The sequence below is a fragment of the Nocardia sp. NPDC055321 genome (assembly GCF_053645575.1).
The window spans coordinates 173,578-198,124 of the sequence record NZ_JBSHMS010000009.1 but is presented as its reverse complement, the minus strand read 5'-3'; the positions used below and the strand labels follow the sequence as shown (position 1 = coordinate 198,124).

The 24,547-nt window shown below is 68.1% G+C and carries 23 protein-coding genes; 8 read left to right on the top strand and 15 right to left on the bottom strand.

What is annotated here, in order from left to right:
* Positions 1 to 57: 57 nt before the first annotated feature.
* The 3 genes from ACWIGI_RS16860 to ctaD form a co-directional block, all read right to left on the bottom strand.
* On the bottom strand, positions 58 to 576 hold the full coding sequence (locus ACWIGI_RS16860; protein WP_454203304.1) for a protease inhibitor I42 family protein: 519 nt from the start codon (positions 574 to 576) through the stop codon (positions 58 to 60).
* Between the two features lie 163 nt (positions 577 to 739).
* Positions 740 to 1,966 (bottom strand): phosphoserine phosphatase SerB, encoded by a 1,227-nt coding sequence (gene serB / locus ACWIGI_RS16855; protein ID WP_354985078.1) that lies wholly within the window; start codon positions 1,964 to 1,966, stop codon positions 740 to 742.
* 214 nt (positions 1,967 to 2,180) lie between these two features.
* Positions 2,181 to 3,917 (bottom strand): aa3-type cytochrome oxidase subunit I, encoded by a 1,737-nt coding sequence (ctaD, locus tag ACWIGI_RS16850; protein ID WP_454203303.1) that lies wholly within the window; start codon positions 3,915 to 3,917, stop codon positions 2,181 to 2,183.
* A gap of 187 nt (positions 3,918 to 4,104) precedes the next feature.
* Between ctaD and ACWIGI_RS16845 the strand changes: the two genes are divergently transcribed.
* Positions 4,105 to 5,217, top strand: coding sequence for an ABC transporter substrate-binding protein (locus ACWIGI_RS16845; protein ID WP_454203302.1), 1,113 nt, complete (start codon positions 4,105 to 4,107; stop codon positions 5,215 to 5,217).
* A gap of 97 nt (positions 5,218 to 5,314) precedes the next feature.
* Here the strand turns inward: ACWIGI_RS16845 and nrdF are convergent, their stop codons facing one another.
* Positions 5,315 to 6,277, bottom strand: coding sequence for a class 1b ribonucleoside-diphosphate reductase subunit beta (nrdF, locus tag ACWIGI_RS16840; protein ID WP_354985075.1), 963 nt, complete (start codon positions 6,275 to 6,277; stop codon positions 5,315 to 5,317).
* A 235-nt stretch (positions 6,278 to 6,512) separates the two neighbouring features.
* On the bottom strand, positions 6,513 to 8,036 hold the full coding sequence (mgtE, locus tag ACWIGI_RS16835) for a magnesium transporter (RefSeq protein ID WP_454203301.1): 1,524 nt from the start codon (positions 8,034 to 8,036) through the stop codon (positions 6,513 to 6,515).
* A gap of 478 nt (positions 8,037 to 8,514) precedes the next feature.
* Here mgtE and ACWIGI_RS16830 point away from each other — a divergent pair, with 478 nt between their 5' ends.
* Positions 8,515 to 9,171, top strand: a complete 657-nt coding sequence (locus ACWIGI_RS16830) for a histidine phosphatase family protein (RefSeq protein ID WP_454203300.1) — start codon at positions 8,515 to 8,517, stop codon at positions 9,169 to 9,171.
* Positions 9,172 to 9,308: 137 nt separating this feature from the next.
* The gene (locus ACWIGI_RS16825) at positions 9,309 to 10,580 is read left to right on the top strand and encodes a PucR family transcriptional regulator (protein ID WP_454203299.1); all 1,272 of its coding nucleotides are present in this window, start codon (positions 9,309 to 9,311) and stop codon (positions 10,578 to 10,580) included.
* A 195-nt stretch (positions 10,581 to 10,775) separates the two neighbouring features.
* On the opposite strand, the gene ACWIGI_RS16820 is transcribed toward ACWIGI_RS16825, so the two are convergent.
* Positions 10,776 to 12,023 (bottom strand): lipase family protein, encoded by a 1,248-nt coding sequence (locus tag ACWIGI_RS16820; RefSeq protein WP_454203298.1) that lies wholly within the window; start codon positions 12,021 to 12,023, stop codon positions 10,776 to 10,778.
* 324 nt (positions 12,024 to 12,347) lie between these two features.
* Between ACWIGI_RS16820 and ACWIGI_RS16815 the strand changes: the two genes are divergently transcribed.
* Positions 12,348 to 12,590 (top strand): hypothetical protein, encoded by a 243-nt coding sequence (locus ACWIGI_RS16815; RefSeq protein ID WP_454203297.1) that lies wholly within the window; start codon positions 12,348 to 12,350, stop codon positions 12,588 to 12,590.
* A 20-nt stretch (positions 12,591 to 12,610) separates the two neighbouring features.
* On the opposite strand, the gene ACWIGI_RS16810 is transcribed toward ACWIGI_RS16815, so the two are convergent.
* The 6 genes from ACWIGI_RS16810 to ACWIGI_RS16785 all read right to left on the bottom strand — a co-directional run bounded on the left by ACWIGI_RS16810 (position 12,611) and on the right by ACWIGI_RS16785 (position 19,079).
* Entirely contained in the window at positions 12,611 to 13,615 is a 1,005-nt protein-coding gene (locus ACWIGI_RS16810; RefSeq protein ID WP_454203296.1) for an alpha/beta hydrolase, read from the bottom strand.
* A 111-nt stretch (positions 13,616 to 13,726) separates the two neighbouring features.
* Complete coding sequence (locus tag ACWIGI_RS16805; RefSeq protein WP_454203295.1) at positions 13,727 to 14,686, bottom strand: DUF2332 domain-containing protein; 960 nt, start codon at positions 14,684 to 14,686, stop codon at positions 13,727 to 13,729.
* 148 nt (positions 14,687 to 14,834) lie between these two features.
* Positions 14,835 to 16,940, bottom strand: a complete 2,106-nt coding sequence (gene nrdE / locus ACWIGI_RS16800) for a class 1b ribonucleoside-diphosphate reductase subunit alpha (protein WP_454203409.1) — start codon at positions 16,938 to 16,940, stop codon at positions 14,835 to 14,837.
* A 32-nt stretch (positions 16,941 to 16,972) separates the two neighbouring features.
* The gene (gene nrdI, locus ACWIGI_RS16795) at positions 16,973 to 17,443 is read right to left on the bottom strand and encodes a class Ib ribonucleoside-diphosphate reductase assembly flavoprotein NrdI (protein ID WP_379001163.1); all 471 of its coding nucleotides are present in this window, start codon (positions 17,441 to 17,443) and stop codon (positions 16,973 to 16,975) included.
* A gap of 58 nt (positions 17,444 to 17,501) precedes the next feature.
* Positions 17,502 to 17,741 carry a redoxin NrdH gene (locus ACWIGI_RS16790; RefSeq protein ID WP_454203294.1) on the bottom strand — a complete coding sequence of 80 codons (240 nt, stop codon included), beginning with the start codon at positions 17,739 to 17,741 and terminating at the stop codon, positions 17,502 to 17,504.
* A 771-nt stretch (positions 17,742 to 18,512) separates the two neighbouring features.
* Positions 18,513 to 19,079, bottom strand: coding sequence for an NAD(P)H-dependent oxidoreductase (locus ACWIGI_RS16785; RefSeq protein ID WP_454203293.1), 567 nt, complete (start codon positions 19,077 to 19,079; stop codon positions 18,513 to 18,515).
* Positions 19,080 to 19,362: 283 nt separating this feature from the next.
* On the opposite strand from ACWIGI_RS16785, the gene ACWIGI_RS16780 reads away from it, so the two are divergent.
* On the top strand, positions 19,363 to 19,977 hold the full coding sequence (locus tag ACWIGI_RS16780; RefSeq protein WP_454203292.1) for a TetR/AcrR family transcriptional regulator: 615 nt from the start codon (positions 19,363 to 19,365) through the stop codon (positions 19,975 to 19,977).
* A gap of 10 nt (positions 19,978 to 19,987) precedes the next feature.
* The gene (gene nadE, locus ACWIGI_RS16775) at positions 19,988 to 20,827 is read left to right on the top strand and encodes an ammonia-dependent NAD(+) synthetase (protein ID WP_454203291.1); all 840 of its coding nucleotides are present in this window, start codon (positions 19,988 to 19,990) and stop codon (positions 20,825 to 20,827) included.
* Between the two features lie 200 nt (positions 20,828 to 21,027).
* Here the strand turns inward: nadE and ACWIGI_RS16770 are convergent, their stop codons facing one another.
* The 3 genes from ACWIGI_RS16770 to moaA form a co-directional block, all read right to left on the bottom strand.
* On the bottom strand, positions 21,028 to 21,189 hold the full coding sequence (locus ACWIGI_RS16770) for a hypothetical protein (protein ID WP_454203290.1): 162 nt from the start codon (positions 21,187 to 21,189) through the stop codon (positions 21,028 to 21,030).
* Between the two features lie 344 nt (positions 21,190 to 21,533).
* Positions 21,534 to 21,776: a MoaD/ThiS family protein gene (locus tag ACWIGI_RS16765; protein ID WP_454203289.1), complete on the bottom strand. Its 243-nt coding sequence runs from the start codon at positions 21,774 to 21,776 to the stop codon at positions 21,534 to 21,536.
* Positions 21,769 to 22,827, bottom strand: coding sequence for a GTP 3',8-cyclase MoaA (moaA, locus tag ACWIGI_RS16760; protein ID WP_454203288.1), 1,059 nt, complete (start codon positions 22,825 to 22,827; stop codon positions 21,769 to 21,771). The genes ACWIGI_RS16765 and moaA overlap by 8 nt, the downstream gene beginning before the upstream one ends.
* A 108-nt stretch (positions 22,828 to 22,935) precedes the next feature.
* Between moaA and ACWIGI_RS16755 the strand changes: the two genes are divergently transcribed.
* Positions 22,936 to 24,141 carry a molybdopterin molybdotransferase MoeA gene (locus ACWIGI_RS16755; RefSeq protein ID WP_454203287.1) on the top strand — a complete coding sequence of 402 codons (1,206 nt, stop codon included), beginning with the start codon at positions 22,936 to 22,938 and terminating at the stop codon, positions 24,139 to 24,141.
* 2 nt (positions 24,142 to 24,143) lie between these two features.
* Positions 24,144 to 24,530 carry a nuclear transport factor 2 family protein gene (locus ACWIGI_RS16750; RefSeq protein WP_454203286.1) on the top strand — a complete coding sequence of 129 codons (387 nt, stop codon included), beginning with the start codon at positions 24,144 to 24,146 and terminating at the stop codon, positions 24,528 to 24,530.
* The last annotated feature ends 17 nt before the right edge of the window (positions 24,531 to 24,547 follow it).

The window sequence follows — 24,547 nt, the reverse complement described above, 5'->3', positions numbered from 1 at the left end:
TCCTGTCCTGGACAACGACTTTCGGCCAGCTTAGCCACGCCGGGCGAACGAGCCCGCTCAAGCGACGGACAGGTCCAGGGTGAAGGTTTCCGCGGGCGGGACGCCCTGTTCCCAGGCGCGGCGGTACTGCAGTTGCAGCCGGGTCGCGCCGGGTGCGACGGCGGTGAACTTCCACAGCGCCTTGCCGCCGACCCCGACCATGCCGTCGGGGCTCGGGTCCTGTTCGTATTCCGCGCCGCCGTCCTGCTTCACGATGTTCTGGTCCAGCATGGCCAGGTCCCAGGCGTAGCCGGTGCTCGGATTGCTCGCGAGCCACACCGTGAGCGACTGCCCGATCGCCAGGCGGACCACCTGGCCGTTGGCGTCCGGGCCCAGCTTCAGCGTCTCCGGTACCGGCGCGGGGCCGGTGGTGACCGCCGCGGAGGTCGTCACATCGGCCTCGGAAGTGCTTGCGGCCGAAGTGGTTACCACACCGCCCGTGGTCGAGGGGATCACCTCGTTCGGATTGCGGTTGTCGGCGCAGCCCGCCACGGCCACCCCGATCAGCAACACCGCCGCCGTCGTCCGTACCCGCACAACCGTCTCCCATCGCCGAGGGGAGCTGACGGGGGCGGCCATCCGAACGCGGCCGCGGCCAGGTCCCGGTGAACCGTGAGCACTCCGGACCGTTGGTACGGGGCCACGCTACCCAGGGGATTCACTGCCGTGCGGCAGGTGAAACGGCCGTGTCGCGGAACCGTCAGCGGGTCAGCGGAACCCGGCGCACGCCGCCGTCTCTCGCGTCCGCGGCTTCCACTTCCTCGCGGGTGACGCCGAGGATGAACAGCACGGCGTCCAGGAACGGATGCGACAGCGCCGCGTCGGCCACCTCGCGCAGCGCGGGCTTGGCGTTGAAGGCGATGCCGAGGCCGGCGGCGTTGAGCATGTCGATGTCGTTGGCGCCGTCGCCGACCGCCACGGTCTGCTCCATGGACACCCCGGTCTCGGCGGCGAAGCGGCGCAGCGCCACGGCCTTGGCGGCCCGGTCGACGATCTCGCCGACCACGTGGCCGGTGAGTTTGCCGTCGATGACCTCGAGGGTGTTGGCCTGGACGAAGTCCAATTCCAGTTCGTGCGCCAGGGGTTCGATGACCTGGCGGAAGCCGCCGGAGACCACGCCGCAGCGGAAGCCGAGCCGGCGCAGGGTGCGAATGGTGGTGCGCGCGCCCGGGGTCAGCTCGATCTGATCGGCCACCTCGTCGATGACCTTGGAGTCGAGGCCGGCCAGGGTGGCCACGCGCTGGCGCAGCGACTCGGCGAAGTCGATCTCACCGCGCATGGCGGCCTCGGTGACCGCGCGGACCTCGTCCTCGACGCCCGCGTGTGCGGCCAGCATCTCGATGACCTCGCCCTGGATGAGGGTGGAGTCCACGTCGAACACGACGAGCCGCTTGGCCCGGCGCGCCAGGCCCGCGCGCTCGACCGCGATGTCGACCGACTGCTTGGCGGCGACCACGGCCAGCGCCGTGCGCAGCGCGGTCTCGGTCTCGGCCGTGTGGTTCGCGACGGTGACCATGAGTTCGAGGCCGGTCACCGGGTACTGGGCGATGCCGCGAATCGAGTCGATGTTCACGCCCTGCTCGGCGAGCTTGCGCGAGATGTTGGAGAAGGCCCGGGCGGTGACCGGGCTGCCGAGCACGACGACCGCGTGCGTGGACAGGCGCGCGCCCGCCGCGTTCTCACCGATGGAGACGTCGACCTGCATGCCGACGGTGGCCATGGCGTCCTCGAGCTGATCCTGCAGCGCTTCGGGATCGGTGGGACACGACACCAGCACGCCGAGGGTCAGCCGCCCGCGAATCACGACCTGCTCCACGTCCAGCAGGCTGACCGCGTTGTTGGCCAGGGCCGCGAGTAGCACCGATGTCACGCCCGGCTTGTCGGGTCCGGTAACCGTGACCAGAACCGTCGTATCAGACGTGCTCAATCGAAACTCCGTTCTCGCGCCATCCCCCGCGTGACGTGCGAGGCGCTGCTCATTCTGTCAGGTCGGCCCCGGCCCGCCCGCGCCGCCCGATCCCCCGGTGGCGGGGATCACCCCGGTGCGGTGAAAGACCAACGCAGGGGCGGTCTTACAACGGCAGCGGCGCCCGTCCTCTCGGGACGGGCGCCGCTGTCGATTCAGTGGTGGAGAACTCCGATTACTTGGAGACCTTCTCCAGCTCCTTCACGGTGTGGGACTTCGAGCCCCAGCCGACATGGGCTTCGGCGCGCATGCGCTCGACCATGTGCGGGTAGTGCAGCTCGAACGCGGGGCGCTCGGAGCGGATGCGCGGCAACTCGTAGAAGTTGTGGCGCGGCGGCGGGCACGAGGTGGCCCACTCGAGGGAGTTGCCGTAGCCCCACGGATCGTCCACGGTCACGACCTCGCCGTAGCGGTAGGACTTGAAGACGTTCCAGATGAACGGGAGCATCGACGAGCCCAGGATGAAGGCGCCGATCGTGGAGATGGTGTTCAGCGCGGTGAAGCCGTCGGTGGGCAGGTAGTCCGCGTAGCGACGCGGCATGCCCTCGTTGCCCAGCCAGTGCTGCACCAGGAACGTGGTGTGGAAGCCGACGAAGGTGGCCCAGAAGTGCCACTTGCCCAGGCGCTCGTCCATCATGCGGCCGGTCATCTTCGGGAACCAGAAGTAGATGCCGGCGAAGGTCGCGAACACGATGGTGCCGAAGAGCACGTAGTGGAAGTGCGCGACGACGAAGTAGGTGTCCGAGACGTGGAAGTCGATCGGCGGCGAGGCCAGGATGACGCCCGACAGACCACCGAAGAGGAAGGTCACCAGGAAGCCGATGGACCACAGCATCGGTGTCTCGAAGGTCAATTGACCTCGCCACATCGTGCCGATCCAGTTGAAGAACTTCACGCCCGTCGGAACGGCGATGAGGAACGTCATGAACGAGAAGTACGGCAGCAGCACGGCGCCGGTGGCGTACATGTGGTGCGCCCACACCGCGATGGACAGCGCGGCGATACCCAGCGTGGCATACACGAGCGTGGTGTAACCGAAGATCGGCTTACGCGAGAAGACCGGGTAGATCTCCGAGACGATGCCGAAGAACGGCAGCGCGATGATGTACACCTCGGGATGGCCGAAGTACCAGAACAAGTGCTGGTAGAGCAGTGCACCACCGTTGGCCGGGTCGTAGATGTGACCACCCAGATGACGGTCGTAGGCCAGGCCGAAGAGCGCGGCGGTCAGCAGCGGGAACGCGAGCAGCACGAGCACCGAGGTCACCAGGATGTTCCAGGTGAAGATCGGCATGCGGAACAGCGTCATACCCGGGCAGCGCAGGCAGACCACGGTGGTGATCATGTTGACGCCGCCGAGGATGGTGCCCAGGCCGGAGACGGCCAGGCCCAGGATCCACAGGTCCGCGCCGACGCCGGGCGAGTGCACGATGTCCGAGAGCGGGGTGTACGCGGTCCAGCCGAAGTCGGCCGCGCCGCCGGGGGTGATGAAACCCGCGGTCGCCATGGTGCCGCCGAACAGGTACAGCCAGTAGCTGAACGCGTTCAGACGCGGGAACGCCACGTCGGGCGCGCCGATCTGCAGCGGCAGGATGATGTTGGCGAAGCCGAACACGATCGCCGTCGCGTAGAACAGCAGCATGATCGTGCCGTGCATGGTGAACAGCTGGTTGAACTGCTCGGGCGAGAGGAACTGCATGCCCGGGCGGGCCAGCTCGGCGCGCATGAGCAGCGCCATCAGGCCGCCGATCATGAAGAAGGACAGCGCCGTCACCAGGTACATGACGCCGAGAACCTTCGGGTCCGTCGTGGTGACCATCTTGTAGATAAACGAACCCTTCGGACCCACACGTTGCGGGTATGGCCGAGCCGCTTCCACTTGACGGACTGGCTGTGGCTCTACGGCAGTCACTCTTCCTCCTGAACGTGTGCCTTCTGGTCGTTCGCACGCGGTGCTACCGGCATCCGGTTCGAGCATGACGAACGGCGGCGGGCGTAGCGCTCCAAGGATCGTAAACCGTGCTCCCACAGGGGTCGCGGGCTGGTCCTACTCTGTGTCGTAATTGGGCGTCGCGGTGCACGGCTGTACGCTGCCAGCCATGCCGGTGCGCGAGTCCGCTTCCACCCGAATCACGTTCGCCTCCACCCCCGCCCCCGCGCGACGTTTGCGCACCTGGGGCGCGGTGACGACCGCCGCGGCGCTGCTATCCGCGGGATTGCTGTCGGGCTGCTCCAAGGGGTCCGACGACGACGCCATGAGCTCGATCGTGCGCACCACCACCAATATCGCGGGGGCGGGTGTGGTCGGGGTCGAGCGCGACACCCGGACCGCGTGCGCGCTACCGAGTCCGGCCGACGCGGCCGCCGGCGCGACGCGCTCGATCACCCACACCGCGGGCGAGTCCGAGGTGCCCGCCGATCCCAAGCGGATCGTGGTGCTGTCCACCGCGGCCCTGGACGCGGCCTGCGCGCTCGGGCTGTGGGAGCGGGTGGTCGGCGCGGCAACGATTTCCGGCCCCACCCCGCAACCCGCCTACCTGGGCACGGGCATCTCCGAGATCCCGGCCGTCGGCGCGGTCGCCGATCCGGATCCGGCGAAAGTGGCTGGGCTGAAACCGGATCTGATCCTGGGGGCGGCGAGCGACAAGCCCGAGTACGACGCCCTGCGCGCCGTCGCGCCGACCGTGCTGGTCGGGACCGACCGGGGCTGGCAGGCCGAGTTCAGCGCACTGGCCGAGGCGATGGGCCGCGCGGGCGCGGCCGACAAGGCGCTCGAGGACTACCGCGTCGTGGCCCGCGAGAGCGGCGCCGCGGTGAACGCGACCCTGAGCCAGGCGTCGATACTGCGCTTCGACGCCAAGGGCATTCGCGTCCAGGGCAACGACAGTTTCGCCGGTCAGGTCCTCGGCGACGCCGGGGTGCAGCGGCCGGCGTCCCAGCGCGGCGCGTCCTTCGACCTGCCGGGCCTCGACACCGAGCAGGACCGCAACCGGGCCGAGGGCGACATCATCTACCTGATGTTCGACGGCGAGGACGGCCAGGAGTACGGCGAGTCGGTGATGCGCGGGGACGACTGGAAGTCGCTGAGCGCGGTGAGCGACAAGCGCGACTTCGCGGTGGCCGACACGATCTGGCACGGGTCCGGGGTGACCGCGGCCAAGGCGCTGCTCGAGGACATGCGCAACTCGCTCAACGGCTACGTCATCGACTGACCCGGCCGCGCCTGCGACGAGCTCGCCCGCGAAAAAGCCCGGCCTCGTGAATTCGAGAGCCGGGCTTGTGTTTTCCGCCGTGCGCGTCAGCGCGGACTCAGAACTCCCAGTCCTCGTCCTCGGTGTTGACGGCCTTGCCGATCACGTAGCTCGAGCCCGAGCCGGAGAAGAAGTCGTGGTTCTCGTCGGCGTTGGGCGAGAGCGCCGAGAGGATGGCCGGGTTGACCTCGCACTCGTCCTTGGGGAACAGGCCCTCGTAGCCCAGGTTCATCAGCGCCTTGTTGGCGTTGTAGCGCAGGAACTTCTTGACGTCCTCGGTCAGGCCGACCTCGTCGTACAGGTCCTGGGTGTACTCGACCTCGTTCTCGTACAGCTCGAACAGCAGCTCGAAGGTGTATGCCTTGAGCTCCTCGCGCTCGGCCTCGGAGACCAGCTCCAGACCCTTCTGGTACTTGTAGCCGATGTAGTAGCCGTGCACGGCCTCGTCGCGGATGATCAGGCGGATCATGTCGGCGGTGTTGGTGAGCTTGGCCCGCGAGGACCAGTGCATCGGCAGGTAGAAGCCGGAGTAGAACAGGAAGGACTCGAGCAGGGTGGAGGCCACCTTGCGCTTGAGCGGGTCCTCGCCGTTGTAGTAGCTCAGGACGATCTCGGCCTTGCGCTGCAGGTTCCGGTTCTCCTCGGACCAGCGGAAGGCTTCGTCGATCTCCTTGGTGGAGCACAGGGTCGAGAAGATCTGGCTGTAGCTCTTGGCGTGCACCGACTCCATGAAGGCGATGTTGGTGTACACCGCTTCCTCGTGCGGGGTCAGCGAGTCCGGGATGAGGCTGACGGCGCCGACCGTGCCCTGGATGGTGTCCAGCAGGGTGAGCCCGGTGAAGACCCGCATCGTGAGTTGCTTCTCGCTCGCGGTGAGCGTGGCCCACGAGGGAATGTCATTGGAGACCGGCACCTTTTCCGGCAGCCAGAAGTTGCCCGTGAGCCGATCCCAGACCTCCGCGTCCTTCTCGTCGATTACGCGGTTCCAGTTGATCGCGGATGCTCGATCGATCGTTTTCACGCTGGTTACTCACCCTTCCCTGCCCACCGGCCCGTTGCGGACGTTCTTAACCTGAACACTACTACTGGTGGGTGACATCAACACCCAACACAACCCCTTGTGTTGCGGACTATCCAGCATGACTGCAAGAGAGGGTGTGGAAACACACGCCAGCGATCGGAAATCTACAGCGGTGCAATCGGTCACAGCGGAGCGGGGCGGTCTGCGCGACCGCCCCGGGGCACCGGTTTGCGGGTCAGATGCCGAGCACCAGTTTCGCGGTCGTGAAGTAGATGATCAGACCGGTCGCGTCGACCAGCGTGGTCACCATGGGCGCCGAGATCACCGCCGGGTCGATCCGCAGCTTCTTGGCCAGCAGCGGCATGGTGCCGCCGATGGTGGCCGCCCAGCCGCAGATGAGCACCAGCGTAATGCCCACCACCGCACCGATTTTCGCACCGACGAAAAGTCCGCCGATCACGAGCCCGGCCGCAGCGAGCATAGCGCCGAGCACCAGCCCGACCCGGCATTCACGCCACACGACTTTCAGCAGGTCCGATACCCGGACCTCGCCGACGGCCAGCGCGCGCACGCAGGACGTGGCCGCCTGCGCGCCCGCGTTGCCGCCCGCGCCGATGATCAGGGGGATGAACAGGGCCAGGTGCGCGGCCTGTTCCAGGGTCGCGGCGAACATGTCCGTGACGCTGACCGTGAAGATCGCCGCCAGCAGCAGGAGCATGAGCCACAGCGCGCGATAGCGGGCGAGCTGGAAGACCGTGGCGGCCATGTAGTGGCCCTCCCACGGCGCGGTGCCGGCCTGGCGGGCCATGTCCTCGCTGTCCGCGGCCTCGATGACCTCGATCGCGTCGTCGATGGTGAGCAGGCCGACGAGGCGGTCCTCACTGTCGACCACGGGCAGGTTGATGAGGTTGGCGCCCTGCATGAGCCGGGCCGCCTTCTCCGCGGAATCCGTCGCGCGCACGAACGCGGGCTCGGACTCCACCAGATCGGCGATCATGGCGTCCGGCGAGCTGAGCACCAGCTCGCGCAGTTCCACGATGCCGATGAGACGGCGGCCGGCGTCGACCACCGGCAGGGTGTAGACGGTCTCGGCGTTGCCGCCCTCGGTCCGCACCATCTGCAGCGCCTGCGCGACGGGCAGATTACGCGGCAGCGCAACGACTTCCGGCGTCATGTAGAAACCGACCGAGCCCTCCGGATAGCCCAGCAGGATCGCGGTCATGCGGCGCTCGTGCGGGCTGAGTCCGGCGAGGACCTTCTTGGCGACCTTGGCCGGGGCCTCGCGCAGCATGCGGGCGCGATCGTCGGGGTCCATCTCCTCGACGAGTTCGCGGAAGCTCTGATCGCGCAGTCCGGTGAGGATCTGCTGCTGATCGACCGGCTCGAGCTCCTCGAAGACGTCGAGGGCGCGATCCTTGTCGAGCAGGCGGAACGCCATACCGGCCGAGAGCGCGTCCATGCGCGCGAGCTCGTCGGCGATGACGTGCGGCGGGTGGTTGTCCAGCCATTCCAGGGTGGCGCCCAGGTGATGGCGGTCGACGATGTCGCGGAGCGAATCGCCTTCCGCGCACAGGGTTTCACGCCCGGGGGCGAGCGAATCCCGGGCGCCGGGGAGCGGGTCCCGGGCGCCGGGGAGCGCATCGGCGGCGCGGGTGCGCGCGTGCGGCTCCCGGGGGCCGGTGAGTACGGCGGTGCCGGTCGCGGGCAGCGGACGGGCAGCGGGCAGCGTCGAAACGACGGGCAGATCGGTCTGCGTCATGGCGGAACCTCAGCCGAGTGGCGAGTCAGGGGTGAACGGTTGGCAGCACCGGGTCACACCGCGGGGCACCGAACCCGCCCGAACGCACGCCGCAGAGAACTACGGGCGAGAAGAAGAGGGGGTGGTGCCGCGCGGCCTTCGACTGGGGGGCTCGCTACGCATGCGACCCACCTCCTCGAAGCCGTCGTGCACCGATATCGTCAATCCCGAAGCTCACTCGGGGGAGGTCGTGCGGGGCGATCGATCGTCAACCCTCGTACGACACACAGAGCATCCTCGTGCAGGATACCGGCCGGCGGCAAATCGCGCCCGCGTGGTGTGCGACACCCCGGGCGTTGTTCCACGACACTCCGGGCATTCTTCGACGACACTCCAGAGCGGGGCCGGGCGGTTCCGAGCCGACTCGGGGCGGCGATCATCCGGCGTGGGCGGGTGATTCGGTAGCGCGGGGCGGCCCGGGTGTGCTGGGCTACGACGCGTGGCTTTGCAATCGTTGACGATGGTCCGGCACGGGGAGAGCACCGCGAACGCGGAGGCGGCGGCCGCGAGCCGCGCGGGCGCCGAGGAATACGACAAGGGTCCGCGCGACCCCGACATCGCGCTCACCGAACTCGGGCGCAAACAGGCGGCGGCGGTGGGTGATTGGCTGGCCGAGCAGGATCGGCCGCCCACCTCGGTGCTGTGCTCGCCGTACCTGCGGGCGCGGGAAACCGCCGATATCGCGTTGCGGTCCATCCGGACGCCGCCGGTGCGGTACGACGAGCGGCTGCGCGATCGCGATGTCGGGATCATGTGGGGGCTCACCGCGCTCGGCATCCGCCGCCGCTATCCGCTCGAGCATCGTGAGCGAGAACGTATGGGCCGCTTCTACTATCGCCCGCCGGGCGGCGAGGCGTGGACCGACGTGGCGCTGCGGCTGCGCTCGGTGCTGCGCGAAATGGACGGGGACGTCCTGGTTTTCGCCCACGACAACGTGGTGGTCCTCACCCGGTACATCCTGGAGCGGCTCGACGAGCCCGCGGTGCTGCGGATCGAGAGCACCCAGCTGCCCAACGCCTCGATTTCCCGCTGGGAGCGGGGCGACACGGAGTGGAAGCCGGTGCTCTACGGATCGATAGGTCATCTGTCCAGCTGACCACGCCGTATTTGTGACCACCCACAGCGTCTCATTGTGCGAATTGGGCTCCGTCACAAGGGTTACTGGAAGGTAATGTACGCCCGCCCCGCGTGCGTTACCTTTTCGTAATCACAAGGGGGTGGAAGGAGTCGCCTGTGTCCACCGACAGCACGATCAGCGCCGAACTCACCGTGTCCGGAATGCCGATGTCCTCACCACTGCGGGACGTACGGAACCTGGCCCGCCAGATGGTCGGCCATTTCGTGGAGACGGTCGCGCCCTGCGGAACGCTGCCCGGCGACGCCATTCACGGTGACGTCACCACCATCACGCGCATCTGCCTCGAACTCGCGGTCGCCATGCTCGACGGCCGGGACATCCCGGGCAAGACCCAGCGCCTGCAGGACGCTGCGGCGCAGTGGGCCCGCGAGGGCATTCCCATCGACACCATCCACCACGCCATCCACGAGGGCTTCAAGATCGGCCTCGATCTGGTGACGACCAACACCGTCGCCGAGCAGCGCCGGGCGGCGGAAGGACCGGACGCGGTCCTGGTGCTGAGCGTGCGCGACTACGACAGCATCACCGACGGCGTGCGCCGGGTGGTGGACATCCTGGACCGGATGACGGCCGCGGTCTCGATGGCCTACGTACGCGAGTTGCGCGCGGTGGTCAGCGAGCACCACACCGCGGTGCACACGCTCACCTCGGCGCTGCTGGGCGGGCACTCGACCTCGACCATGGCCCGCGAGTGCGGCATCGAGATCGCGGGCTCGTATCACGTACTGGCACTGGCGTTTCCGGCCCACTCCGACGAGCACGCGCCGGCGCTGAACTCGCAGGTGGTCGCGCGCCGCAAACTGCGGCGGGTACAGGCCGAACTCGCCACCCGCACCGCGAACAAGCCGCTGGCGCTGCTCAGCGTGGACGGCGGGACCGTGCTGGTGCCCACCACCGACATCCCCGAGGAGGAGCTCGGCGCCCTGATCGAACAGCTCTCGCAGGCCGCCCGCGTGCCGATCACCGCCACCGTGGTCTCGGCCGAGCCGCAACAGATTCCGCACGCCGCCGACCGCGCGCACGACCTGCTCGACATCGTGCAGCGGCTCACCCTCGAGGCCGGGCTGTACCGCTTCGACGAGCTCGCGCTGGAGTACCAGCTGACCCGCCCCGGCCCCGGCCGCGACCACCTCGGCTCGCTGCTGGACCCCCTGGACGGGCATCCCGAACTGCTGGAGACCCTGCGCACGCACATCAGCAACAACATGAATCGCCAGCGCACCGCCCGATTCCTGCACGTGCACACCAACACCATCGACTACCGGCTCAAACGCGTCGGCCAGCTGACGGGCTTCGACCCGACCCAGGCCGCGGGTCTGTGGCAGCTGCGGTCGGCGCTGGTGGCCCGGACCTATCCGGCGCGCTGACCCTCGGGGCGGCGCCTGCCGGGTGGTGGTTGCATGCCACCCGGCAGGCGCCTCTCCGCCGCCGCGGCGGGCCGACCTCAGCGAGGATTGGAGCCGATCGACTCGATTCCGTACGGCGGAGAATGCGGGGCCGGGCGACTCAGGGGCGTTGGAACCCGGCCACGCACGTTCTGGATGTTCCCTTCGCACCGATGGTCAGCAGTTGCTCGGCGCGGGTTCGCCGCGGAAGCGGGCGTCGAGCCAGCCCAGGGCGGACGGGATGCCGAGCACGGCGGCGGTCAGATGATCGGGCACCGGGACCTCCTCGGTCCGCACGCGGGCGCCCGCGGCGCAGTAGCGGCGCACGGTGTTTCGCACCGCGTCGATGGGAATGAGGCCGTCGATGGGTGAATGCCATTCGAAGACGGGCATGTTCGGCACGCCGTCGTACAGCTCGAGACTGTTCTCCTCCACCACCGCGCGCGCCACCGGATCCTCCGTCATCACCGTCGTCTCGGCGATATCGAGGGCGCCGCGGCCCGCGCCGGCGGCGATGATGTCGTTGGTACAGCTGTCCACCAGGCGATCCCGGATCTCGAGACCCTGGGAGTTGAGCTGACTGCTGATCGGGAAGCGATCGGGGTACTCGCGCTCGAGGCCGAGACCGGCGGCCAGCGCCAGGCCGAAGACCGGATGCCGGCCCAGGCCCAGGGTTTCCAGCATGGTCACCAGGTTCATGGGCACGCCGCCCATGGCCGCCCCGGCGAGTGTCAGCTCCGGGGCGTAGGTCGAGGCCAGGGCGGCGGCCCAGGCCGTGGCCATGCCGCCGCCGGAGTAGCCGATCAGGCCGACCGGGCTGTGCTGGACCCGCAGCTCCGGCACCTGCTGGACCGCGCGGATGCCGTCGAGGGTGATCTGCCCGCCGAGTTTGGCCGCACCGTAGGCGGATCGGGGGCCCAGGTGGTCCGGCAGCGCGATGCTCCAGCCGCGCTGCAGCAGCAGGTTCCAGGCCGGCGCCTCGCGCACCACCAGGTTCTGGTCGGTGGTGTAGAGCACCCGTGAGACCGAGCACTGCGAGCCCAGCGCGTTGATGATGTGCTGCAGCGACAGCAGCGGGGTGTCGGGCTGCCGGTTGCGAGGCGAGAGCACCGTCGTGGTCGCGAGGATGGGGTGTCCGGTGGAATCGGTGGAGCGGAACTTGACCAGGGTGATGTCGATGCCGGGGAACAGCGGCAGCGGCGGCATGGCCCGGGTGCCGAGGGTTTCGCCCGGTCGTTTGTCGGCGATATCGGCGGGCACCGCGAAGAACGGGTCGGGATCGGGGGTGGGATAGCGCGGTTCGGCGATCGCGACGGCGCAGGACAGGATCAGCGCGGCCACCGCGCCGAGCACCCCCGCGCTCGCTCGCCACCATCGGTGCCGGGCGCCCCCGCGCGGCCTGCTGATCGATTCCGGACGATGCATGAATATCGTTCCCTCCGAAGCGATTTCCGGCCGCAGTGCACACGGTCCGGAGCCTGCGAGAAGGGTATGGAGCCGCGCGCCGATTGCGAACGGGCGGAGCGGATTTCCCGACAAGTCACAACGGGCCGCGCGGGTGACTTGTGGAGTTGAACGATACCGTTTGACACAGTTACCAAGAGGATGCGGCGGCGCCCTGTGAATAGTACAGCGCGAAAGTGAAACACGTTCCGGGCCTTGGGATCCCACTAGCGTCGAGGGTGCGGGACGGAAGCTTCTCCGTACCGGACCGCATCCGCAGCAGTTTCTCGTGGAGGGGACCACGCAATGACAGATATCGTCGATCAACCCACTCGCCGGCAGGCCGCGGGCGATGCCCTCACCCACCGGGTCACGGTGTACGTCGGCACACCGGGCGCCGCCGCCGAACTCGTCATGGAGTACGCGGCGACCCGGGTCGAGGCCTACGAATACATAGTCACCGCTGTGCATTCCGGCATGCTCGTCACCGTGGACGGCAAGGTGCGGCCGGGTCTGCGCCGGCTACCGAGCCCCCGGCAGTGCTTCTGAGGCACGGGGTTCGGGCCGCCTCACTTGCCCGGCGGGAGGTCGAGGGCGGCGGCGATGCTGCGCCACGCGGGTTCCAGCTGCACCGCGAAGTCCAGCCAGGAGTGGATGCCGGTCGGCAGGTAGAGCGCGGTGACCGGAATATGTAACTCGTTCAGCCGCTGGGCGAATCGCACCGTGCAGTAGTGCGCGCCGGCTTCCAGGCTGACCCCGCCGCCCGCGACGCCCATGGCCTCGACGGCGTCGCGGGCGGTGAGGGCCTCGGCGATGTTGAGCACCCCGGGCACGCCGGTGGCGGCCGAGATGTGCACGGCGGTGCCGCGCAGGCCCTCCGCGTTCACCATGGAATCGTGCGCCCGCCATTCCGGCGAACCCCAGGGGCCCCAGAGGTTTTCGACGTTGCCGCCGCGCGAGCCGACGGTCATGGTGGTCACGGCGCGGCCGGGGGCGTCGGTGGTGGAGTAGCAGCCGCTGATCCCCGCGACCGCGCGATAGTGGCCGGGGTGGCGGTGCGCGAGCATCATGGCGGCCTGGGCGCCCATGGACACCCCGCCGATCGCGCGCCGCCCGTCACCGCCGAGGTACGGCTCGACCACCGCGGGCAGTTCCTCGGTCAGGAAGGTTTCCCACCGGTTCCAGCCGAGCACGCCGTCCGGGCGCAGCCAGTCGCTGTACATGCTGCCCGCGCCGCCCGCGGGCAGCACCACGTTGATCGCCTTGTCCGCGAAGAACTCCGCGGCCCGCCCCTTGGTCAGCCAGTCCGACACCAGCTTCCCGTCGACCCCGTCCAGCAGGTACAGCGTCGGTTTGGGTCCCGTGCCGGCCCCGTGCAGGACGTCGACCGCCATCACCCGTGTCATGGACTCGGACTCGATCCACACCCGTTCCCACCCCGGGCTGTGCACTTCGACCCGAATAGGCTCCCCCCGCACGGCGATTCGCACCTCCTCCGCCCCCGAACGGTCCGCCGGCGCACCCGCCACAGCCGCCAGCACCACGGCCAAGCCCACCGCCACCCGTCGAATCATGCGGCCAAACTAGGCCCTTGCTACCCGCCAGTACTTCACATTCCCCATTCCCTGGACCCTTGACCTACCGAACCCCCGTCCCCCTGTTCTCCATCACAACGAATCCCTGACCTAGGCAAACCACTCCACCCACTGCCCGTGCGGCCCCGCGTATCCCATCGCCCGGTCGTCCAGCGCCAGCACCATCGTCGCCCCCGCCCGCGCGACCGGCGGTGCGCCACCGCCGAATTCCAGCACCCCCGCGCCCTCGTTGGTGATCCAGTGACACGGCAGCGAACGCACGAGTTCCCGGAACTCCGCGCGCCGCCCGGGCTCCAGATAGGTCAGCACCGCGCTGCCGAACACCAGCACCGGAACATCCCGCGGCGCGGCGTCCACCAGTGCGGCGATCGACTCGACCAGATCCTCCGCCACCAGGTGTGGCGGGTCCCTCCGCACGATCTCCACCGCGCCGCGCAGGCGCTCGAGCCGATCCCGCTGTTCCGGCCAGATCAGCATCTCCAGCCACCGCGTGTCCGCCGGGTCGGCCACGTTCAGCGGATTGATGTCCACGCCCGCCCGATACACCACCTCGGGCAACCTCTCCGGAATCGGCGGCCGCCCCGACGTCGCGCACGACAGGACGACCCCGGATCGCCCGTCCACCGGATCCAGCACCGGCCCGTCGTCGTACCGGTAGCTGTACCTGTCCGGGTACAAACACAATCCGGCCGACGCTCCGTACTCGATCAGCGCGACCGGCTCCCCCGCGAACTTCCCGAGCACCGGCAACAACGCGGCCGCCCGCCCCGCCTCGTTGGTCTGCGTCCGATGCGTCATGACGATCTCCCGCACCGCGTCCCAGTTCCCCCGCAGGAACTCCCGGAATTCCGCGTACGAGGCCGTCTCCGCCCCCAGGTACCGCACCGCCCCGAACACCAACTGCGGCTGCCGTTTCGCCACCGGCAGCCCCTCGATCAGCTCGAGAACTCCCGCGTCCGAAGCCACCCCACTCGCCCACCGCGTGTAGCAGTCCGAATACCCCCGCACCTCGAGCTCCGCGAATCGCGAATACCGCTCCGAAGTCCGCATACCCACCCCCGATCTCCCCGATGCCCACCCACGGATCCACTGCCACGGTATCCGCTCCCGGATCAGCTCACCGCACGAAACGGCAAGGGCGCTCCCGGTGAATACCGGGAGCGCCCTTGGGGTTCCGAGACCTACAGCAGGTAGGTCACTACAGCATGCAGCTCACGCAGCCCTCGACCTCGGTGCCTTCCAGCGCCATCTGGCGGATGCGGATGTAGTACAGGGTCTTGATCCCCTTGCGCCAGGCGTAGATCTGGGCGCGGTTCACGTCGCGGGTCGTGGCGCTGTCCTTGAAGAACAGGGTCAGGGACAGGCCCTGGTCCACGTGCTGGGTCGCGGCGGCGTAGGTGTCGATCACCTTCTCGTAGCCGATGTCGTAGGCGTCCTGGAAGTAGTCGAGATTGTCGTTCGTCAGGTAGGGGGCCGGGTAGTAGACGCGGCCGATCTTGCCTTCCTTGCGGATCTCGATCTTCGAGGCGATCGGGTGGATCGAGCTCGTGGAGTGGTTGATGTACGAGATCGAACCGGTCGGCGGGACCGCCTGCAGGTTCTGGTTGTAGATGCCGTGCTCCATGACCGACGCCTTGAGCTCGCGCCAATCGTCCTGGGTCGGGATGTGCACGTTCGCGTCGGCGAAGATCTCGCGCACCCGCTCGGTCTGCGGCACCCACTCCTGCTCGGTGTACTTGTCGAAGTACTCGCCCGAGGCGTACTTGGACTCGGGGAACCCGCCGAAGTACTGCCCGCGCTCCTTGGCGATCAGGTTCGAGGCCCGGACCGCGTGGTACGCGATCGTGTAGAAGTAGATGTTCGTGAAATCGATGCCCTCGTCGGAGCCGTAGTGCACGCGCTCACGAGCCAGGTAGCCGTGCAGGTTCATCTGCCCCAGGCCGATGGCGTGGGACTCGTTGTTGCCCTGCTCGATCGAGGGCACCGAGTGGATGTGCGTCTGATCCGACACCGCGGTGAGCGCGCGAATCGAGGTCTCGACCGTCTTGGCCAGATCCACCGAATCCATGGTCTTGGCGATGTTCAGCGAACCCAGGTTGCACGAGATGTCCTTGCCCACATGGGAGTAGGACAGATCGTCGTTGTACAGCGACGGCGTGGAGACCTGCAGGATCTCCGAGCACAGGTTCGAGTGGGTGATCTTGCCCTTGATGGGGTTCGCCCGGTTCACGGTGTCCTCGTACATGATGTACGGGTAGCCGGACTCGAACTGCAGCTCGGCGATGGTCTGGAAGAACTCGCGAGCCTTGATCTTGGACTTGCGAATTCGCTTGTCGTCGACCATCTCGTAGTACTTCTCGGTCACGTTGATGTCCGCGAACGGCACGCCGTAGATGCGCTCCACGTCGTACGGCGAGAACAGGTACATGTCCTCGTTCTTCTTGGCCAGCTCGAACGTGATGTCCGGGATGACGACGCCGAGGGACAGCGTCTTGATGCGGATCTTCTCGTCCGCGTTCTCCCGCTTGGTGTCCAGGAACCGGTAGATGTCCGGGTGGTGGGCCTGCAGGTACACCGCGCCCGCACCCTGGCGCGCGCCCAGCTGGTTCGCGTAGGAGAACGAGTCCTCCAGCAGCTTCATGATCGGAATGACGCCCGAGGACTGGTTCTCGATCTTCTTGATCGGCGCGCCGGTCTCGCGAATGTTGCTCAGCAGCAACGCCACACCGCCGCCGCGCTTGGACAGCTGCAGCGCGGAGTTGATGGAGCGCCCGATGGACTCCATGTTGTCCTCGATGCGCAGCAGGAAGCACGACACCGGCTCGCCGCGCTGCTTCTTGCCCGAGTTCAGGAAGGTCGGGGTGGCCGGCTGGAAGCGGCCCTCCATGATCTCCTCGACCAGTTCCGAGGCCAGGGTCTCGTTACCGGCGGCCAGGGTCATGGCGACCATGCACACGCGGTCCTCGAAACGCTCCAGGTAGCGCTTACCGTCGAAGGTCTTGAGGGTGTACGAGGTGTAGTACTTGAACGCGCCGAGGAACGTCGGGAACCGGAACTTCTTGGCGTACGCCTGCTTGAACAGCTTCTTGGTGAAGTCGAAGCTGTACTGGTCGAGCACCTCGGTCTCGTAATAGTTTTCCTTGACCAGGTAGTCCAGCTTCTCCCGCAGATTGTGGAAGAAGACGGTGTTCTGGTTGACATGCTGCAGGAAGTACTGGTGCGCGGCCTCGCGATCCTTGTCGAACTGGATCTCACCGTTGGGGCCGTACAGGTTCAGCATGGCGTTGAGCGCGTGGTAGTCCATCCCGTCGGTGGACTCGCCGCTGACGGGGCGCTCTACGCGGGCAGTCTTTCCGACCGGTGCGGTTGTCGTTGCCAAAACAATCCCAATCCCTCTCGGACGCGCTCGACGTCCTCGGCTGTTCCCATGAGTTCGAAGCGATACAGATACTCGACTCCGCACTTGCGCGAAATGACTTCGCCCGCATAGCAGTACGTATCGCCGAAGTTCGTGTTGCCGGCCGCGATGACGCCGCGCAGCAGGGCGCGGTTGTGTGGATCGTTGAGGAACTTGGCCACCTGCCGCGGCACGAATTCCTTCTCCGATCGCTCACCACCCAGCACGTGCTTACCGCCCCCGTAGGTGGGGACGATGAGCACGTAGGGTTCGTCGACTCGCAGACTGTCGGCGGTATGAAGCGGTATGCGGACCGCGGGCACGCCCAGCCGCTCCACGAAGCGGTGCGTGTTCTCCGAAGCGCTGGAGAAGTAGACCAGATTCGGTGTCCGCGTGGACAACTCGGTCATTTTCGACTCCTTCCGCCTTCGGGATACCCGCTGACTCTCGATCAGCGGGTGCTGTCCGCTAGGCGACGGCGACGGCCTCGGCGAGCGCCTTGATGCGATCGGGACGGAACCCGGACCAGTGATCCTCACCGGCGACCACGACGGGAGCCTGCAGGTAGCCCAGCGCCATCACGTAATCGCGGGCCTCCGGGTTCTCCGAGATATCGATGACGTCATATGCGACGCCGGCCTTGTCGAGGGCGCGGTACGTGGCATTGCACTGGACACAAGCGGGCTTGGTGTAAACGGTGATGGTCATTGGTATCTCCCCTTCTCCTTGCCTTCGATCCGTATGCAGTGCACGGCTGAAACAAGAACCATGTAGTAAGTGCGCAAACCCCTGGATGCGAGACCGAAGTCCCTGGTCGCGCGGCTCCCTTCGAGGGTCTCGCCGCGTGCCCTTCCAGCTCCCAAGACACTACACCTAGTGGCCGACAGATACACACGACACGACATGTTGCGACTAACAAAGATGGGATTCGGATCGGCGAAGTGCCAGCACGCTCGATTCGCCACCCGGAGCAACTGAGGCGCAGGTCACAGTTTCGAGATTGAGCACATTCTCAGCAAACACATCGTTCCCGCTGATCAACACCCTTCACGCGAGTCACACGCGCACCTGCCGAGCGAGTTCCAACGGGTTCGAGAGTGCACCGACGCGCATCCGACATCCCTGTCCGCCTCGGCGTGTCGTGTGCGACGGGGTGCCGCCGCCGGTGTGTCGGTGTCAGCACATCGCGGTAGCCGGTGAGCGAACGCGCCCCTCGATCATGCGACCTCACCGGGCGATTCGACGAATCGCGCAGGTAGTCCGGCCGGCGTCCGTCGCGGGTCGCGGCGAAACCGTCTCGGCCGCCGCCGGTCCCGGATGACGCGCACCCTCGGCGGCGGCGGAGCCCGACCGGACACCCATGTGTAGCTAGGAGATTGCTTCATGCGGAGAAGCTAGCGCAACGACTCCGAAAACGGGCGATGCCACGACCGAAAGATCGTGGCATCGTGCCGGATTCAGCGGTTCGTCCGCCAATTACTAGATAGTTGCAGTCACATTCGCGGCCGCGGCGACCGAGCGCACGGTGGCGGCGAGCTGGGTGAGCGCCTCGGCATCCTCGGCCGGATGCGTCTCACCGAAGCGCTGGCCGATGCCGCCGAAGTTCAGCGACGCGTCCTCGAGCACTGCCGCACCGGCGACGCCGAGCGACTTCACCGCGTCCGCGTGCGACCACTTGGCGGCGTTGGCACTGATGGACGCGCTGATCACGCCGACCGGGCGGCCCTTGAGCGAGCCCGCGCCGTACGGGCGCGAGGCCCAGTCGATGGCGTTCTTGAGCACCGCGGGCAGCGTGCCGTTGTATTCGGGGGTGAGCACGAGCAGACCGTCGGCGGCGGCGACGGCCTCGCGCAGCGCCGCGGCGGCGGCCGGAACCTGACCCGCTACATCGAGATCCTCGTTGTAGAAGGGAATGTCGGCCAGGCCCTCGTACAGCACGACCTCGACGCCCTCGGGCGCGGCCTGCACGGCGGCCTCGGCGATGCGGCGGTTGATCGAGGCGGCGCGAAGGCTGCCGACCAGAGCGAGAAGACGGGTCTGCGACATGGTGACTACTCCTACGATGCTGATCCAGTGGCGGGATTCTGAAGACAGTAACCGGACCATGGTCCGATTACATTCCCGGGGGGTGGCTATCGCGTGCCGTGACCCGCGCCACAGCCAACAATGGCCGCCGCACCCCCGCTCGAGCACCGCTTTCACTCGAGCAGAATCCAATGGCGAGCCCGCGCGGACCGCGCCGAGCCGCAGCGGCGGGAGCGCCGAACCGTGCGCTAGACTGGAAACGGACCATGGTCCGATTGCAGATAACGACAAAGGGGTCGAAGCCGTGACTTGGGACATTCCGCTGGTGCTGCCGCTCGCGGACGGCGAACCCGTCGAGCGCGCCGACGCCGCGCGCAATCGCCGACTCCTGCTGGACGCCGCGGCCGAACTCGTCCAGCTGCACGGCGCGGACGCGCTCACGATGGACGCGCTCGCCAAACACGCCGGCGTCGGCAAGGGCACGGTCTTCCGCCGCTTCGGCAATCGCGCCGGGCTGATGTACGCCCTGCTCGACGAGTCGGATCGAAAGCTGCAGGCCGCCTACATGTTCGGCCCGCCCCCACTCGGCCCGGGCGCACCGCCGCTGGACCGGCTGATCGCCTACGGCCGGGCGCGGCTGTCGTTCACCGAGATCGAGGGCGACGTGCTGCGCGCCGCCACCGACCAGCCCCGCAAGTTCGAGGGCGCGCCCTACGCGGTCACCAAGACCCACGTCTCGATGCTGTTGCGCCAGGCCGGAACACGCGGGGAGATCTCGCTGCTGGCCGACAGCCTGCTCGCCCCGCTGGACGCCACGCTCGTCCTGCATCAGATGCGGGTGCTCGGCTTCACCCGCGAGCAGGTCGGCGACAACTGGGAGGCGCTCGTCCGGCGCGTCGTTCCGGACGCCGCGCAGTAGAGTGAGCGGCATGGGGAACCTGCGCGAAGAGATCATTGCCGAGCTGGGCGTGCTGCCCGTCATCGAGCCCAAAACCGAAGTGCGGCGGCGCATCGACTTCCTCAAGGACTACCTGCGCGCCACGCCCGCGAAGGGTTTCGTGCTCGGCATCAGCGGCGGCCAGGATTCCTCGCTGACCGGCAAGCTCTGCCAGCTCGCGGTCGAGGAACTGCGCGCCGAGGGCGCCGAGGCCGAGTTCGTGGCCGTGCGGCTGCCGTACGGCGTGCAGGCCGACGAGCACGACGCGCAGATCGCGCTGGAGTTCATCGCGCCCGATCGCTCGGTGTCGGTGAACGTCAAGCCCAGCGCCGACGCCGCGGGCGCCGAGGTGGCGGCCGGGGTGGCCGAGCTGCTGGGCGGCGAGACGCGCCTGCGCGACTTCGTGCGCGGCAACATCAAGGCCCGCGAGCGCATGGTGCTGCAGTACGCGATCGCCGGCCAGCTGAACCTGCTGGTGGTCGGCACCGATCACGCGGCCGAGGCGGTCACCGGCTTCTTCACCAAGTTCGGCGACGGCGGCGTGGACATCACGCCCCTCACCGGCCTCACCAAGCGCCAGGGCGCGGCGCTGCTGCAGGAGCTGGGCGCCCCGCCCAGCGTGTGGCAGAAGGTCCCCACCGCCGATCTCGAGGACGACCGCCCGGCCCTGCCGGACGAGGAGGCCCTCGGCCTGAAGTACGCCCAGATCGACGACTACCTCGAGGGCAAGCCCGTCAGCGACGAGGTGGCCGCCCGCGTGGAGTCGATCTTCCGGAACACCCGCCACAAGCGGACCGTCCCGGTCACCCCGCACGACACCTGGTGGAAGTAACCGCCACTCGGGTCTCGCGCCCGCCGCACCTCGGGTGCGGCGGGCGCTGTCGTAGTACGGAAGAGCCGTCGTGCCTTCAGGTTCGGCGAGCCCCACGCTCCTGCCTTCGCGACATGGGCGCTCCCGCACGGGTCTACGTCAGGGCCGCACCAAGCCCTGTCCACGAGACCGGGGGCGATGGGGAAAGCCTGCGGCAGGAATCAGATTCGGAGGGGATCGAGTCCGGGGGCGACCGTCTGGTATTCGACGGTCGTGGCCTGCTGACAGTGCAGGGATTTGAGAGATACGCCGTTCATGAGCGCTGAGACGGCGAAGGCGACCACAACGGCGCCGAGGAGTAGAGCGGGTACGAGTCGCGCCATGGCGCCACCTCCCGAATAGGCGGACCGGACAGTCCCATTATCGGCGTGGCGAACGTTCCGTTACCGATTAAATATCTGGTCGATCGACCAGATATTGCTGGTCAAGCGTTTGCATCCGATGGCGAGACGCCGCTCAGCGAGGTATTCGGCTACCTCGCGACGGGGGCCACGCGCGGTGGCGAAATACGGACCTCAGCCGAACCGTGATCGAACCCCGTCGCGAGGTCCCGAATCGCTTACGAGACGACCGCGACGACTCTCCGGCGATGACGCGAGCGCGGCGGGCCCTCGGACGAGCGCGCCACAACTCCTGAGCCCTGACTTTCCGGCCCGCTACGGCCGGTTCAGCCGCCCGCGAAAGGCGGCAGGACGTCCACGCGCGGCGTCAGCGCGGCACTCGCGTCCCGCGTCAGCTCGTCGCCGATCAGGTAGGCGCACACCGCCAGCATGGGGTCCAGCTTCGGGCCGTACGCGGTGGTCAGGGTCGTGCGCAGGTCGGCGACGGTCGAACCGGCGGGCAGGTCCAGCAGCTCGCCGGGCTTGCCGATCACGTCGGCGATCGCCGCGAAGTAGCGCACCTCAACCACCGATTGCTCCCATCGTTCGTTCGGGCGGGACGAAACCGGCGGCATCGATGCCGTGCCCGGCGGACTTGTTCCACATGGCCCCGCGCCACAGATCGGCGATCTCGGCATCGCCGGCGTGCGCGCGCAGGGCCGCGCGCACATCGTATTCCTGATCGCTGAACAGGCAGGAGCGGATGCGGCCGTCGGCGGTGAGCCGGGTCCGGTCGCAGTCACCGCAGAAGCTGCGGGTCACCGAGGCGATGATGCCGACGGTCGCGGGACCGGCGTCGACCTGCCACTGCTCGGCGGGCGCGGAGGGATCGTCGCGCCCGATCGGGGTGAGGGTGAACCGCTCCCCGAGCACCTCGAGCAATTCGGCGGCGGTGATCATGTTCGCCCGGGCCCACTCGTGATCGGCGTCCAGCGGCATCTCTTCGATGAAGCGCAGTTCGGCGCCCTCGGCGATGCACCAGGCCAGCAGATCGGCTGCGCCGCTCAGGGTTTGGCGCATGAGCACGGCGTTGACCTTGACCGGCGCGAGCCCCGCCGCGCGCGCGGCGCGAATTCCGGCCAGGACCGAATCCAGCCGATCGCGCCGGGTCAGGCGCGCGAAGCCCTCGCGATCGACGGTGTCGAGGGAGATGTTGATCCGATTCAGCCCGGCCTCGACGAGTTTGCGGGCGCGATGTTCGAGCCCGACCCCGTTGGAGGTCATGGACAGTGGCGTATCCGGGAGCTCGGCCCGGCACCCCGCGATGATCTGCTCGAGGTCGCGGCGCATGAGCGGTTCGCCGCCGGTGAAGCGCACCTCGTGCACGCCGAGTTCGCGCACCGCGAGCACCACCAGGCGCACCAGTTCGGCGGTGGAGAGCAGTTCGTCCGCCGGAATCGCGGGCAGGCCCTCCTCGGGCATGCAGTACGTACAGCGCAGCGAACACTTCTCGGTGATGGAAACCCGCAGATCACGCGCGGTACGGCCGAAACGGTCGACGAGATACGGGGTATCCGGGCGGCCGTCGACACTGGGCTGCCCGGCTCGTATGGCGGGCATGCCCATCGCGACCACGGTCATTCGACCATTATGTCGCTACCGATACCGCCCGGCGCCGTTCGAGCGCCGGGGATTGGTCACAGTGTCGCGCGGAAAGGCCGCAAATCAGCCGCGTATAGGCTCAGCCGCATGAGTTCCCGGCACGCCACGGTCCCGGCCCGCTCCGTCGAAGACCATCGGCAACGCATCGTAAATTTGTTCGCACCGCTCGCCGACCGCGGCGGTGAGGCGGTTCCGATGGCCCGCGCGCTGGGCCGGCGACTCACGACCGACGTGTTCTCCCCCCTGGATCTGCCGGTCTTCCGCAACTCGGCGATGGACGGCTACGCGGTGCGGGCGGACTCGATCGCTACCGTGCCCGTGACCCTGCCGCTCGCGGGCGTGGTGGCGGCCGGAAACACCGGTGCGCCAACGTTGCCCGAGGGCGCGGCGCTGAAAGTGATGACCGGCGCGCCCATTCCGGTCGGCGCGGACTGCGTGGTGCCGGTCGAGCACACCACCGGGACGGACGGCACTGTCACCATCGAGAAGAGCCGCTCGGCGGGGGATTTCATCCGCGAGGCCGGAACCGATGTGCGCACCGGGCAATTGCTGGTGGCCGCGGGCACGGTACTCAAACCGCGGCACATCGCCGCGCTGGCGGCGGTGGGACTGGTCGACCTGCCGGTGTGGCGGCGGGTGCGGGCGGCGATCATCACCACCGGTGACGAACTCGTGCAGGCCGGACTGAGCCTGCTGCCCGGGCAGATCTACAACTCCAACGGCATCGCGCTGGCGGCGGCGCTGGCGGACAACGGGGCCGAGGTGGTGTCGCTCGCGCACGCCACCGACGATCCGCGCGAGTTCACCCGGCGGCTCGGCGAGGCGACCGCGACCGCGGACGTGGTGTTCACCTCCGGCGGGGTCTCCATGGGGGACTTCGAGGTGGTGAAGGACGTACTCGCCCCGTTGGGCGGCGAATTCGGCGCCGTGGCGATCCAGCCCGGCGGGCCGCAGGGCCTGAGCGTGGTGGACGGGGTGCCCGTGCTGAGCTTCCCGGGCAATCCGGTCAGCACCATGGTGTCGTTCGAGGTCTTCGCCCGGCCGCTGCTGCGGGAGCTGGCCGGACTGCCCGCGATCCCCGGTGTCGAACTGCCCCTGCGGGATTCGGTGCGCTCCCCCGCCGGCAAGCGGCAGTTCCTGCGCGGGCTGCGCACCGGGGACGGCGTGCGATTGGTGGCGGGCCCCGGATCCCATCTGATCGCCACCATGGCCCAGGCCGATGTGCTCGTCGAGATTCCGGGCGACGTCACCGACGTGCCCGCCGGAACACCCGTCACCACCTGGGAGCTGTAGCCGTGACCACCGAGGACGCCACCACCGCCGAACTGCGCGGGATCGCCGACGACTGGGCGGCGGCCATCGTCGCCAACGACGCGGAACTGATCTCGGTCTTCATGGCCGAGGAATGGGTGATCGTCTCGGAGACGGGCGTGTCCACCAAACGCGAGTTCCTCGACGAGATCCTGTCCGGCCGGCTCACCCATTCGGCCATGGACCGGGTCGGCGAGCCGCACATCCGGGTGTACGGCGACACCGCGATCGTCACCGCCCGCGTCACCAACACCGCCCACTACGAGGGCAGGCGCTTCGACGCCGACGAGTGGACGACCGACGTCTTCCGGCGGCGCGACGACTGCTGGTTCTGCGTCCACAGCCACATCACCCCGGTCCGCCCGGCCTGACATCCCGCCCCGGCGAG